The sequence below is a fragment of the Vibrio algarum genome, assembly GCF_028204155.1.
GTDB classification, from domain to species: Bacteria; Pseudomonadota; Gammaproteobacteria; order Enterobacterales; family Vibrionaceae; genus Vibrio; species Vibrio algarum.
Map to the genome: position 1 here is coordinate 1,590,064 of NZ_JAQLOI010000001.1, position 13,917 is coordinate 1,603,980.

The window sequence follows — 13,917 nt, forward strand, 5'->3', positions numbered from 1 at the left end:
TGACTTAAAAATGAGGGGCCATAAATTCTGTTTTGGCCCCAGGAATAACCGCGTTATCCCCACGAAAGTGGGGTTAATCTTATTGAAATCGATGATCTGTAATCAGCTCATCGCACCGAATTTAGCCTTTAAGGGGTTTGGTCGATTGTCTTACGATCAAGTCTATTGGGGGTAATCTATCTTCATGTCTATCTCCACTTAAGAAATTTAAAATAGAGTTGGCTGACACTGTACCAATCTCTTCTATTGGTTGTCTCAAAGTGGTTAATCCAGGCGTGAAATATTTTGAAGTAGGGAGATCATCGAAGCCAATGACAGAAATATCATCGGGTACTTTAAGATCATGATCATGTATGGCCTTGATAACACCATACGCACTAAGGTCATTAGCCGCAAAAATTGCCGTTACTTTTGCTTTTTCGTCATTAAGCATTTCAACCGTTTGCTGATAAGCGACAGCCGAACTAAAATCACCCTGCTTTATTAATCTTTGATTAGGCCTTAATCCAGCCTCTTTCAAGGCTCTTTTATAGCCTTCGAATCGGTGTAATGAATCGGGCTGAGAAGCCAGTCCTTTAATATGCCCAATATTGGAGTGACCAAGTTGGAGCAGATGCAATGTGGCCATGTATCCAGCGAGCTCGTTGTCTATGTTAATACATTGAATTTGCTTCGCATTAATATCATAGCCAAACGCAACTACTGGTATTTTATTTGAAAAATCAATAAGTTGGTTGTTGGTTAGGTTTCCTGTTACTACAATTACCCCATCCACATTTTGTTGTTCTAAACTTGTAAGCGCATAGGTTTCAAGTTTTTTATCCCAATGACCTGAGGCGATAGTAAGTTGGTAACCCTGTGAAATAAGGACCTTTTCCATATCATTCAAAATTTGACTAGTAAAAGGACTATCTGGATGTTGTACCAAAGCACCAATAATCATTGAACGACGATTGTTTGAACTTGCAGGTTGATAGACAGGTTTGTAATCTAGTGCATTAATAGCATCTTCAATTTTATGACTTTTCTCGTCTGAAACAAACGTTGTTCTATTTAAAAAACGAGAAACGGTTGCTGGGGAAACACCCGCGAGTTTAGCCACGTCATAAACAGTAGCTGTTTCTTTTTTCTTTCTCATACTAAATAGCCTGAATAAAAATAAAACTGAAAATTTATTCAATTATTTTATCATAAAGAATTAAAACTTGGACAGTATAATATATAAAACATGCGGTTATTATTATGATTGTTGTTTAACGAAAAAACATGCCAAAGGTGACCCGAACCTTCTTTTCGTTGTAAAAGTATGAAACAAACATGTTGATGGGTATTTTGGTTTGATACTAGCATTTTAACTCTCTGTATTTTAAATGTTTATTGGTATTTTTCTATGCTTGTAAATGTTGTTAGTGATATTTTGTTTCATGACGTTTTTTATTGGTAACTCTGTGAGCAGTAATATGGAATATGGTTACTGTTCTATGGGTTAATAATGCCATTATTTATTACTGAGTTATGCAATTGAAACAATTATCTATTACGTCAAAAGTATATGTTGGGTTTGTAATATTAATATCAATGATGGTGTTGGTATCCTGGTTTAGTTTGGAATCAATCAAGAGTTCAGCAATAAGAATGGACCGAATTAATAATGAATCTACACCGTTAGTGGTACATTCTAATCAATTAGCAATTTCTCTGCTAAATATTAATAGAAGTTTAACGCCTTATTTATTTACATCGTATATTGACGAGTTAGATCAAGCAACGGTGGCCATTGACGCGTCGTTAAACAATTACTACCGTGAGCTTGATTGGTTTTTACAACACAGGGACGTTGAACTCCACCAGTCTGTAGAAGCCATAAATTCAAGCAGTAAATGGATAGTGGATAAACTCGCAGAAGTAATGGACTTTCACGCAAAATATCTAGATATCAATGAAAGAAGCTTTTACGCACAATCTGATGCAATGATGCTGTTCGAACAGGTGAATAATAAATTACAAGCGCAGTCATCTCGCTCGGGAACAGACAAAACAGTGATAGAACAGTTGCAGAGCCAAGTTGGCTTGATTGAATCGCAGTCAAAAGAAATCTTTTCACTCACAGACCCAATTGAGCTAAAACCAGCTGCGAGAAGTTTTACTCTTAGAGAGCAAACATACAACGAGTTAGTGAATCACGTTAAAGATAATAATCCAGAGATTTATTCGAAATTGAAGGGTGAATTAAATGCGATTCAAATGTCGGTTTTTTCGAATGCCGGTGCAGTATCGCTATACCTTCAATCTATGGCTCTAAATGATAAAACGCACACTTTGCGACGCGAGTTGGAAACTGGACTTGATAACCAATTACAAGCTATTGAAGCAATGACCGTACTCGCAACTAGTGATGCAAAGGACTTATTTGATCAAGCAAATAGTGCGTTAAATCAGTCATACATCTCAATCGTTACAGCAGTTTTAGTGGCTATTTGTCTTGCAAGTGCAGTTGGTTGGGCTATTGCACGGTCAATTAGAGTCCCGAGTGGTCAGATAAATGGTGTGTTAGATGATGTATCTAATAAGAACCTAACAGTAAAGGTCAGCTACCAGGCTCATGATGAACTCGGGCAAGTTGCAGGCAAGGTCAATTTAATGATCGCACAGCTTTCTGAAGTGATAAATCAGCTCAGTCTTTCTTCTCAAAACCTTAATGGAGCATCGATAGAAAATCAGGCAACAAGTGATAACCTTAGTGCTTCAATTGAGGAGCAGACTGCCCAAATATTGCAGGTTGCTTCAGCAATGGAAGAGATTGAACATTCTGTGGTCGAGATTGCCAACGCCTCTAATGACTCTTTTTCTTTGGTGACAAACGCTGTTGCACGATCGATGGAAGGGCAGATACTTATGGATGAGAACGAACTCTTGATCGGACAGTTGTCAGAACAGTTGGCGAAATCAACACAAAGCATTAAACAACTGGAAATGGAAAGTTCGAGCATTGGTTCAATTTTGGATGTGATTTCCAATATTTCAGAACAGACGAATTTGTTAGCGTTGAACGCAGCAATAGAAGCCGCAAGAGCAGGAGAATACGGAAGGGGCTTTGCCGTTGTCGCGGATGAAGTCCGTGTACTAGCATCGAAAACAACAAGCTCGACAGTTGAGATTAAAGATAAGATAGATTCACTGAAACGAAGTGCCGAGACGACCGTTTATCAAATTGCGGCATGCAGTGATTATATGTCCGAATACAGCAATCATGCGACTGGGGTGAACTCTGCACTCTCAGAAGTTCACCAATTTCTTGGTAAGATAGAAGAAAGTAGCCATCAGATCGCCGCTGCCACAAACCAGCACAAACAGGCTGCAACGGAAGTAACCACAAATGTTGGGCATATCCATGGACTGGCACAAGAAACGACCAAAAGTGCGCACAGTTTAGTTTTGTTAAGTGAAAAATTAGAACAGATGGCAGATCAGCAGGCGGAGTTAACTAAAGCGTTCCGTTTATAACAAAGTTTGGTGTTTTTATTAATCTTAATAATTCGTTCAAGTGCTCGATTCTAAAGGCTTTCAAGCGGATTATAAAATAATATTACCCCTTAATAGTTATTTCTAATTGAAGAAATTGGTGTTATCTATTTGTAAAATCAGTAAATTAGGTAACAATATAGTTTATAGATTAAACGAAAATATTGGTTAGCATGGATTAACCAATATCGATTTGCGGATGTATGACACACCAAAATGGTGTGAGGAGAGAAGTAATGGAAACTCTAAAAGTAAAAGACTACATGGATCACCAGGCGGTTAAATTTAGCCCTGAAATGTCTCTTTCTGCCGCTCTAGATAAAGTAATGAAATCAAAACACCTCGGGGGCCCCGTAGTTGATGCTGATGGCAAAGTTATTGGTTTTATCTCTGAACAAGATCTGCTTACCAATTTAATGAAGGTGGCATACACTAGCCAAGAAACACATATTGTCAGTGATTGTATGTACAAAGAAGTACTTTCTGTGTCGCCTGATCTCGGTATATTTGAGCTTGCAGCAATGATGAAAGTTGGTAAGCCAAAGGTTTACCCAGTAGTGGACAATGGTAAACTGCTTGGCATTATCACTAGACGCGATGTGTTAACGGCGATCGGTAAAGCGCTAGAGGCCAGTTTTAAAAATCAGCTTTAAAAAGAGCACAAAAGAAGGCGCATTTTGCGCCTTCTTTTTCTTTAAAGTAGATAGGTGGCAATCAACTAATTAAACTATATTATCTTCGAGCCTTGGCCTTCACATATGTAGGAAAAACGATGAGTACACAAACGGCTAAATTTGTTGAAGGCTCGACAATGAGACACATTTTGGTGATGTCCGGAACGGCTTCGATAGGCTTAATGGCACTGTTTGTGGTTGACCTAATGGACATGCTTTTTATTAGTATGTTAGGTCAGGTTGAGTTGGCTGCTGCTGTTGGCTTTGCAGGGACTTTAACCTTTTTCTCAACTTCTGTTTCTATCGGTTCATCTATAGCCATGGGGGCGCTTGTATCCAAAGCATTGGGTGCTAAAAAAGGCAATACGCTAGGCAACTAGCAGCGAGTTCACTGATTGTAGCTTTTGTTATTAGTGTTGTTGTAACCAGCGTCATGTTTACTTATATCCCAGAATTTTTAGCCGCCATCGGGGCAAAAGGCTTTGCTGCTGAACGCGCAGAAGCCTACTTACGCATCTTGTTACCGAGTAGTCCATTTATTGCTTTAGGTATGGTCGCAGGGGCTGGATTGCGGGCCGTAGGTGACGCAAAACGGTCAATGTGGGCAACCTTAGCAGGGGGCTTTGTTAACGCAATTTTAGACCCAATATTTATATTTGGTTTTGGTTGGAACGTAGAAGGTGCGGCAATCGCTTCAGTAGCAGCCCGTTTTACGGTGCTTTTGTTCTCAATTTTGCCTCTTATTCGTATACATGACCTTGTAGCAATTCCCCAGTTAAAAAAGATTAGAGAGCATCTTCCTGCCATATTAGCGATTGCTCTGCCCGCTATAATCACAAATACAGCGACACCAATAGGCAATGCTATTGTTACCACAAATATTGCCCAATTTGGTGAGGATTTTGTGGCTGGATTCGCTGTTATTGGGCGTATTATGCCCGTTGCATTTGCTGTGATTTTTGCGCTTTCAGGCGCAGTAGGGCCAATAATTGGACAAAATTACGGTGCAGAGCGCTTAGATAGGGTAAAAGAGACCCTGTCCAACTCGCTTATTTTTGTCTCTATTTACTGCTTATCTATTTCGATTGTCCTTTACCTAGCACAAGACTTGATTATATCGAGCTTTTCTTTAACTGGAGACGCAGCGACATTGGTATCAGCATTTTGTACTTTTGTGGCAGTGACGTTTGTGTTTAATGGAGCGTTGTTTGTCGCTAATGCTTCCTTTAATAACTTGGGAAAACCTTTTTATTCAACCAGTTTAAATCTGGGTAAGGCAACCTTAGGCACATTACCATTTGTTTATTTTGGTGCCGAATGGTTTGGTGCACTTGGTGTTATATATGGGCAAGCGGCCGGTAGTATATTATTTGGGATAATAGGTATTATTGTTCTACGTAAACATATTCGTGATTTAATGACAGAAATAGTTGTTGATATAGATACGGCTGACCCTGCAATGAAATGCGTAACCATGACGCCATTTAGTTCAACTGATGCTGTTGCTGCAGAGGAAATTCAACTTCAACAGGTAGATATGCCTTCGATAAGCAAAAATGTAAACTGATGTGTGTCATGATATACCTGTTTTTTAATGGTTTTTATTGATGATTTGTAGGAACTTTGATCTACTACCACAAAATGAGTAGGAGATTTGTCACATAATGTATCCAGATTGATCGGCTTTGACCGGTCTTAATTTTGGAATCAGTAAGATGGAAATTTAACCACGTTATGCGACAGTATTTGAAGTATCTTATCCCTTTGGTCATCCCGCTATTTATTTTAATTCTACCATTGTCAGCTTTTCCTTTTGACGGTATCACCATAATACAACAGCGGGTTATCGCTATATTTTTACTTGCTGCTTTATGCTGGGTTTTTGAGCCTATCCCAATCTATGCAACTTCTGTTGTTATTATCGTTCTGGAATTGCTTTTGCTCTCGAACAAAGGCATCATTTTTTTCCGACTTGGGGAAGGAACACCAGAATTCGGCGCATTGCTCAGCTATAAAGATATTATGGCTACCTTTGCTAGCCCGATTATCATGCTTTTCTTAGGTGGTTTTTTTCTTGCGATGGCAGCCACTAAATACCGTTTAGATGTGAACTTAGCGCGTGTTTTGTTGAAGCCGTTTGGCTCTGATCCTAAATTTGTCATGCTCGGTTTGATGCTGATTACGGGTATCTTCTCAATGTTTATGTCTAATACAGCAACGACAGCGATGATGCTCTCTATTTTGACACCAGTTATTGCCGTATTTAGCCGCAATGACCCTGGACGTATTGCATTCGCACTGTGTATACCTGTTGCAGCAAACATCGGTGGCATCGGTACGCCAATCGGTACCCCGCCTAACGCTATTGCACTTAAGTATTTGGTTGGTGACAACCTAATAACCTTTGGGGAGTGGATGGCATTTGGTGTTCCTTTTGTGGTTATTATGATGGCGTTAGCTTGGTTTCTAATCAATAAGCTTTACGGGGCAGATACCAAATCAATCGACTTAAATATTAAAGGTAAATTTCTTAAGACGCCAAAAGCAATCACAGTTTATATTACCTTCGGTCTTACCATATTGCTTTGGTTGATGGGCTCTGCTCACGGTATGAACTCTTACACTGTTGCGTTGATTCCTGTTGCCATTTTCTCTATCACCGGCATTATCAACAAAGAAGACCTCAAGAAAATTTCTTGGGATGTTCTATGGCTTGTGTCTGGTGGTATTGCTTTAGGCCTTGCTCTAGATAAGACTGGTCTTGCCAAGTTGATGGTAAACAGCATTCCATTTGATGCTTATTCGCCTTATATCGTTCTATTTGGTGCAGCGTTCCTATGCCTAGTCATGGCGAACTTCATGTCACATACGGCTACCGCTAACTTATTGATGCCAATTATGGCGGCTCTTGGTGCTTCAATGACCTCTTTAGCACCGTTAGGTGGACAGATGACATTGATTCTAGTGGTTACGTTTGCTGCTTCTTTAGGCATGTCTTTGCCTATTAGTACGCCACCGAATGCATTGGCTCATGCGACGGGTAACGTCGAAAGTAGCCAAATGGCAAAAGTGGGTGTGATAATGGGAGTTGTTGGTGTTCTGGGTAGCTTTGTTCTGGTCTGGATACTTAATATTGTTGGTTTTATCGGATAACTCATGGAACATGAAAAACTCACCCGTCTTGTAAGATGTTACTTTAGCCAACCAGAACGAAAGCTAACGGTAGCAGCGGGTGAACCCATCATATTGCAAGGTGCGCACAATGAACGGTTGTACTACGTGTGGAAGGGTGAAATAGAAGGTTTCATCGTAGACGAAGAGAGTGAGCGAGAAACTAAGATATTTAACGGAACAGAAGGTGCTTTTTTGGGTGTCCATAGTTTCTTTTCTGAGACACTTGTTGCTTCATCAACGGTGATGGCAAAAACTGATGTAGAACTGGGTTGGATAGATGATCAGACAAGCCCAGTAGAACCCGAGTATTACGGTCCATTAGCGGCACAATTTACACCGGTTATTGTGAGTGAGTTGTCCCGCCGACAGATGAGAGCAATCCGTGAATCTATCGCCAAAGAAGAGGCGCTACAGAAACTCTATACCGCTGAACAGATGACCACTTTAGGTCAGCTTGCCGCGGGTATCGCACATGAGCTAAATAACGCTGTTGGTGTTTTGAGTAGTAAAACAGAACGCATGCAGTTGGTGATTTCTCAACTAATGGAAGAACTTCATCCAGAAGCGAGTGTATTTTTGGAGCAGGGCTTATCGCAAGGGCAAGTTGGTAGCTCTTCGGAAGTTCGAAAGCGAGCTAGAGATCTAGAAAAAGACTTAGGCTTATCTCGTGATTTAGCCAAATCGTTAGCTAGAGCCGTTCCAAAAGGTGCGATATCGCCGTATTGGTTAGAAAATCCAATAGAAGCTATTCGCTATTGGGAAGTAGGGCGAGATTTGCATGATATGAGATTAGCAGCAAGGCATTCCGTGGGCATAGTTAAGTCGGTAAAACAGCTTGGTAGAACTGATATTGATACCGATGAATGGCTTGATGTTAATGAATCCATCAATAAAGCTATTGCGTTGATACAGAGTGATTTGCGTAGAGTATCCGTTCACCTTAGTCCGGCTAATCTTCCAACATTTAGAGGGTCGTCAACTGAGCTCGTTCAGATATGGGCGAACATCATGAAAAACGCTTGTGATGCGATGGAGGATACAGCTGAACCATCTATTGATATCGCCACGAGGTATACAAACAAACGAATTCTTATCACGATTTCCAATAATGGTCCTGAAATTGATGAGTTAACACGACGTCAGATTTTTCAGCCAAATTTCACCACCAAAAAAGGTGGCCTCTCATTTGGCTTAGGGCTTGGGCTTTCAATCGTGAAAAGAATAGTAAGTGGTTATGGCGGGACAATAGCTGTTAAAAGCAGCCCCGAAAAAACCATTTTTAGAATTAAATTGCCAGTCGAGGAATAATATGGAGAAGTTAAACCTGATTTGTGTAGATGACCAACGCGAAGTATTAAGCGCGGTACTACAAGATTTAGAACCACTTAGTACATGGTTGAACATAGAAGATTGCGAATCAGCAGATGAAGCACTTGAGTTGATGGATGATTTTGACGCAGAAGGTGAGTTTGTCGCTTTGATCATTTCTGACCACGTTATGCCAGGTAAAACAGGTGTGGAGTTATTGACGGAAGTTTCTCAGGATGGTCGTTTTGCTACAACCAAGAAAATACTGTTGACCGGTCAAGCGACACATCAAGATACGATCACAGCCATTAACCTTGCTCGTATAGAAAGTTATTTTGAAAAACCTTGGAACGCAGAAGTGTTGCGTGAACGTGCAAGAACGCTAGTGACGGAATTTATATTTGATAAAGGGTTAGATTACACTGATTATCAAGGAAATCTGGATCAAAACGTTGTATTAGCACGTCTACGCTAGAGTGAAAATTTAGCTTGACCTTGGAGTCTACTCCAAGGTTTATGCTTAAGGTATCTTGAAAACATCGTTTACACCTGATGGTGAAAAGGAGATACCATGTGTACCAAACACAAAGGTTGCCAATCAAAAGCATCAATACAAAATTCTCGCAACACTAGTTGCTCTTCACCAAAGTTTACTCAGATAAAAGAGATGGGCGTAGAAACCGATGGTTGTTGTAGCCATGACTCTAGCGCTTGTTGCACTGAGTCGGAACCCATAGAAGAAAGCGATCCTCCAGGCTTAAAATCTCTCTTTACTCAAAGTTGGAAAGTTGAAGGGATGGATTGCCCATCCTGCGCTAGAAAGATAGAAACTGCTGTAAATAATATTAGCGGTGTTAGCCATGCTAAGGTGCTATTCGCAACTGAGAAACTGGTGGTTAAATATGATGATGTTTCACTCACTAAGACTATCGAATCCGTTGCATTAGAGAATGGCTTTCCTCTCAATGTAAATACCAATCACGCTATAACGCGCGACGATTTCAGTTATTTTGGGTTACTAAAGCAGAATGTCCGGGTGATATCGCTTGCGATTGCCATGTTTATCTCGTTGACTGTCCAGCCATTTTTTCCTCAGTTTAGTGCAGGTTCATTTGTTGCTATCTGCCTATTGGGGTTAATACCAATTGGTAGAAAAGCAATAGCGCTCGCAAAATCAGGCACACCATTTTCCATTGAAACTTTAATGAGTGTCGCGGCAATTGGAGCATTATATTTGGGTGAAACCGTTGAAGCTGCAATGGTTCTTCTTTTGTTCTTACTTGGTGAAAAACTGGAAGCATATGCTTCATCACGGGCTAGAAGCGGTGTCCAGTCATTGATGGCGCTAGTACCGGAAGAAGCCGTTAAAATTGTTGGATGTGAGCGAATTCAAGTATCCGTCAGTGATTTGATTCCCGGAGATATTATTGAAGTATCTCCAGGTTCCCGATTACCCGCAGATGGCGTTATTCAATCTTCTGCTAATTTTGATGAGAGCGCGTTAACCGGCGAGTCGCTTCCGGTAGAGCATCTCGCTGGGGATCAAGTTTTGGCCGGTTCTGTTGTTGTAGATAAGGTGGTTCGATTAGATATTACTTCTAAGCAAGGTGAGAATGCCATCGATCGAATCCTACATCTGATTGAAGAAGCCGAGTCACACAAGGCACCTCTAGAACGTTTCTTGGATAAATTTAGCCGATGGTATACACCGGCGATGATGATCTTGGCCTTTTTAGTTATTGTCGCTCCGCCTCTTTTGTTTCAGCAACCATGGGAAACATGGATTTATCGAGGCTTAGCACTATTGCTAATCGCTTGCCCGTGTGCACTTGTTATTTCAACACCAGCTGCCATTACCTCTGGTCTGGCAGTAGCTGCTAAACGAGGGGCCCTAATTAAAGGTGGAGCGGCTCTTGAGCAATTGGGGCGTGTCGAAACCGTTGCGTTTGATAAAACCGGAACGCTTACACAAGGTAAACCAAAAGTAACTGATGTAATGCCGTTAGTGAATTATCGCTTAGAGCAAGTGCTAGCAATTGCAGCTTCAATCGAGGTTGGCTCCTCACATCCCCTGGCAAAGTCCCTTGTTAGGTACGTCACGAATAGGGATATCACCTTATTAGAAGCGACAGATAGAACAACTGTTGCGGGTATAGGAGTGTCTGGAAATATAGATGGAGTTAATTACCGTATTACGTCACCAAGCAAGGTGAAAATAGTGCTTCCTTCGGAAATCGAGCAGAATTTAGATCGTTTAGAAAACCAAGGAAAAACAACGGTACTTGTTCTTCAGGAAGAAAAAATCATCGGTATTGTTGCGTGGCAAGATACATTGAGATCGGATGCAAAAGAAGCAGTAGATAAGTTACACAAACTAGGAATTAGTACACTGATGCTCACGGGAGATAATGTACGAAGTGCAAAAGGTATCGCTGAGCAAATTGGTGTTGAGTATAAAGCGAGCCTCCTTCCCGAAGATAAAGTCGGATTTATACATCAGCTTGCGATAACTCAGCATGTAGCAATGGTTGGGGATGGAATAAACGATGCTCCAGCGATGAAAGCCGCGTCAATAGGGGTCGCGATGGGCAGTGGCACCGACGTAGCCTTAGAAGCAGCAGACGCCGCATTAACACATAATAGATTGACCGATGTTGCTGATATTATTGTTCTTTCAAAAGCTACGTTAGCCAATATTAAACAAAACATTGCATTAGCATTGGGGCTAAAAGCGGTATTTCTAGTAACGAGTCTATTAGGTATTACCGGCTTGTGGCTAGCAGTATTGGCGGATAGTGGTGCAACGTTGTTGGTGACAGCAAATGCATTGAGGTTACTCCGTTTAAAATAAAGTCCTAAACAGTTTTTATATTACCCCTGTGTTTGAGGTAATTAGTGTATGTGGGCCTTAAAAAAGCTGAAAAATCGGGATTTGAGCAGGACATATTTGTGATACTTGCTATTCTTTAATTTGAACAGATACGTAACTTAAGTATTTAAAAGTGTGATGCCAACCGTTTTTCCATGCAATAGGTTATGCAATACAGCTGTATATTGTGATGAATGTCACTCTATCTAGGGCATTTGTTCGCTACAGTTTGTTTGTAAACTTAAACCATATTCTGGAATAGCAAAATGCATATTCCACACTAAGGAGCCATCCATGTCTCAACCTGTTTTTCACCTCGGTATTACTGCTGCAGATCTTAAAGGCGCAACTGTTGCTATTATTCCTGGCGATCCGGACCGCGTGCCAAAAATTGCCGCTGAAATGGAAAATGCAGTACAACTTGCAAGCCATCGTGAATACAATGTTTACCTAGCAGAGCTCGATGGCACACCTGTTGTTGTTTGCTCTACTGGTATTGGTGGTCCTTCTACTTCTATCGCTGTAGAAGAGTTAGCGCAGTGTGGTGTACGAACATTTTTACGTGTAGGTACAACAGGTGCTATCCAGTCTGATGTTAATGTTGGTGATATGATTGTTTCAACTGGTTCTGTTCGTCTTGATGGCGCTAGTTTGCATTTTGCACCATTAGAGTTTCCAGCGGTTGCTAATTTTGAAGTGGCAACGGCAATGAAAGAAGCGGTCGAAGAATCTGGAGCCAAAGTGCATATGGGTGTTACCGCTTCTAGTGATACGTTCTATCCTGGACAAGAGCGTTACGATACGTTCTCGGGTCGTGTTGTTAAGCGTTTCCAAGGGTCTATGCAAGAGTGGCAAGACATGGGTGTTCTTAACTTTGAAATGGAATCTGCGACACTATTTACCATGTGTGCAAGTTCTGGTCTTAAAGCAGGTTGTGTTGCTGGCGTTATTATTAACCGTACACAAAAAGAGATTCCAGACCACGCGACACTAAAAGAAACGGAAACTCGCTCTATCCAAGTTGTTATTGCCGCAGCACGTAAAATGCTGTAATCACAGCTTGATTGGTTTCAATTCAATTGAAACCAATCAGTAAACTAAAAAAATCCCAGATACTATAGAGTTCTGGGATTTTTTTATTCATTGAGAGAACCAATATTATTACAATTCTTCATGGCCACCGGCATCAGCAAACCAATTTGTTAAGTGATTTTTAAGGTCCTTAAGTTCATCGGGGCCAATGAGAGCTAATCCTAAATCTTCTGCGCGAGTTATGTCATTATGTCGAAGTGGGCGGAAGCTAACCAACATCGCACGGGCCTGTAAGCCACCGAGTAGGTCTCTTAGCGATTCTAACTTGTAAAGAGTATCATCACCGTCGTCTCGCATACCTTTGGTTTTGCATTCGATTATATGCAGTTTATTGTTTACAACAGTGGCCACATCAAGCTCATTTCTAACTTCACGTTCGCCTAATTGTCGATAGACTTGAACATTAAGAGAATGGTCTTGAATAGTTGGGAGCTCATCTTGAATCTGTTTAACAGTACTGTGAACTAGAGTTTCTAACCATTCACCGTTAGAAAATCGTCGTGCGTCTTCGCTTGCAAAAGTAAGAACACCGTTCTTATAGGTCGCAAGTTTGGTATCGACGAGATCGGACAAAAGCATATTCACTTCACGATAACCTTGTTGCTTTTCGGTTAAGCTCACTTCTAGTTTCTGTTCTTTGCGACAGGTTGTTGCTAAGTAGTTGAGTGTTGCTAGTCCTGGACCAAGTTCTAAAGCATTACCTGCCCATCTTTGACCAAGTTCGTATAACTGCTGATCGAGTTGATCTGGCAGGTCGTGCTCATTAAATTCAGCGCGAGCACCAAAAATAGTCAAGTAATCTGAAATGGTAATATGATCTTCTAGCTGTGCATCTTTGTTTTCTTCTGGGTAAACCCAACAAACTTTATCGCTATTTGGCTCAACTACGAATATTTCCCAAGCATTGCGGCGGAACATCTCATAAACAGTGAGAAGGCGGTGGCGTAATCCACAACTAGCGTTTAGTTTTAATTCTTTGCCACGTTGGCGAAGATTGCTTTCCAATTGATGAATGGCATGTCGTATCAGCGGAGTATCCACAACGGAAGTGATTTCAAAGAATTCAGCTTCGATATTCCGTTTATCTAAAACGTATTTGAGTCGTTGGAACATGCTTTCCTGGCTTTTGTCGCCAATAAAAATAATATGTTCACAAATTGCTCTGTTATCAAAAAGAGGTGTGATTAAGCGGATGGGATCTTGGTCAATAATACCAACATGAATAGCCATTTAACGTCCTTAACTAATTTTAAGTATTGGCCGGCGTTAAAGTTTTAT

Annotated in this window: 9 protein-coding genes and 1 pseudogene; 8 read left to right on the forward strand and 2 right to left on the reverse strand. The window is 40.9% G+C overall.

What is annotated here, in order from left to right; translation table 11 throughout:
- Positions 1-121: 121 nt before the first annotated feature.
- Entirely contained in the window at positions 122-1,138 is a 1,017-nt protein-coding gene (locus PGX00_RS07670) for a LacI family DNA-binding transcriptional regulator (RefSeq protein ID WP_272134216.1), read from the reverse strand.
- 497 nt (positions 1,139-1,635) lie between these two features.
- On the opposite strand from PGX00_RS07670, the gene PGX00_RS07675 reads away from it, so the two are divergent.
- The 8 genes and pseudogenes from PGX00_RS07675 (at position 1,636) to udp (ending at position 12,600) form a co-directional block, all read left to right on the forward strand.
- On the forward strand, positions 1,636-3,504 hold the full coding sequence (locus tag PGX00_RS07675; RefSeq protein WP_272134218.1) for a methyl-accepting chemotaxis protein: 1,869 nt from the start codon (positions 1,636-1,638) through the stop codon (positions 3,502-3,504).
- Positions 3,505-3,758: 254 nt separating this feature from the next.
- On the forward strand, positions 3,759-4,175 hold the full coding sequence (locus PGX00_RS07680; RefSeq protein ID WP_272134220.1) for a CBS domain-containing protein: 417 nt from the start codon (positions 3,759-3,761) through the stop codon (positions 4,173-4,175).
- A 119-nt stretch (positions 4,176-4,294) separates the two neighbouring features.
- A pseudogene (locus PGX00_RS07685) lies at positions 4,295-5,763 on the forward strand (MATE family efflux transporter).
- 167 nt (positions 5,764-5,930) lie between these two features.
- The gene (locus tag PGX00_RS07690; RefSeq protein WP_272134222.1) at positions 5,931-7,349 is read left to right on the forward strand and encodes an SLC13 family permease; all 1,419 of its coding nucleotides are present in this window, start codon (positions 5,931-5,933) and stop codon (positions 7,347-7,349) included.
- A gap of 3 nt (positions 7,350-7,352) precedes the next feature.
- Positions 7,353-8,678 carry an ATP-binding protein gene (locus PGX00_RS07695; protein ID WP_272134224.1) on the forward strand — a complete coding sequence of 442 codons (1,326 nt, stop codon included), beginning with the start codon at positions 7,353-7,355 and terminating at the stop codon, positions 8,676-8,678.
- 1 nt (position 8,679) lies between these two features.
- Positions 8,680-9,153 (forward strand): response regulator, encoded by a 474-nt coding sequence (locus PGX00_RS07700; RefSeq protein WP_272134226.1) that lies wholly within the window; start codon positions 8,680-8,682, stop codon positions 9,151-9,153.
- Between the two features lie 96 nt (positions 9,154-9,249).
- Positions 9,250-11,529, forward strand: coding sequence for a zinc/cadmium/mercury/lead-transporting ATPase (locus PGX00_RS07705; RefSeq protein WP_272134228.1), 2,280 nt, complete (start codon positions 9,250-9,252; stop codon positions 11,527-11,529).
- Positions 11,530-11,841: 312 nt separating this feature from the next.
- On the forward strand, positions 11,842-12,600 hold the full coding sequence (gene udp, locus PGX00_RS07710) for a uridine phosphorylase (protein WP_272134230.1): 759 nt from the start codon (positions 11,842-11,844) through the stop codon (positions 12,598-12,600).
- A gap of 108 nt (positions 12,601-12,708) precedes the next feature.
- Here the strand turns inward: udp and PGX00_RS07715 are convergent, their stop codons facing one another.
- On the reverse strand, positions 12,709-13,869 hold the full coding sequence (locus tag PGX00_RS07715; RefSeq protein WP_272134232.1) for a DUF1887 family protein: 1,161 nt from the start codon (positions 13,867-13,869) through the stop codon (positions 12,709-12,711).
- Between the last annotated feature and the right edge of the window lie 48 nt (positions 13,870-13,917).

What these genes read in the sequence shown, in the direction of transcription:
- PGX00_RS07705 (WP_272134228.1), top strand. Translation starts at nt 9,250, where the DNA reads ATGTGTACCAAACACAAAGGTTGCCAATCAAAAGCATCAATACAAAAT.
- PGX00_RS07695 (WP_272134224.1), top strand. Translation starts at nt 7,353, where the DNA reads ATGGAACATGAAAAACTCACCCGTCTTGTAAGATGTTACTTTAGCCAA.
- PGX00_RS07680 (WP_272134220.1), top strand. Translation starts at nt 3,759, where the DNA reads ATGGAAACTCTAAAAGTAAAAGACTACATGGATCACCAGGCGGTTAAA.
- PGX00_RS07670 (WP_272134216.1), bottom strand. Translation starts at nt 1,138, where the DNA reads ATGAGAAAGAAAAAAGAAACAGCTACTGTTTATGACGTGGCTAAACTC.
- PGX00_RS07690 (WP_272134222.1), top strand. Translation starts at nt 5,931, where the DNA reads ATGCGACAGTATTTGAAGTATCTTATCCCTTTGGTCATCCCGCTATTT.
- udp (WP_272134230.1), top strand. Translation starts at nt 11,842, where the DNA reads ATGTCTCAACCTGTTTTTCACCTCGGTATTACTGCTGCAGATCTTAAA.
- PGX00_RS07675 (WP_272134218.1), top strand. Translation starts at nt 1,636, where the DNA reads ATGGACCGAATTAATAATGAATCTACACCGTTAGTGGTACATTCTAAT.
- PGX00_RS07715 (WP_272134232.1), bottom strand. Translation starts at nt 13,869, where the DNA reads ATGGCTATTCATGTTGGTATTATTGACCAAGATCCCATCCGCTTAATC.
- PGX00_RS07700 (WP_272134226.1), top strand. Translation starts at nt 8,680, where the DNA reads ATGGAGAAGTTAAACCTGATTTGTGTAGATGACCAACGCGAAGTATTA.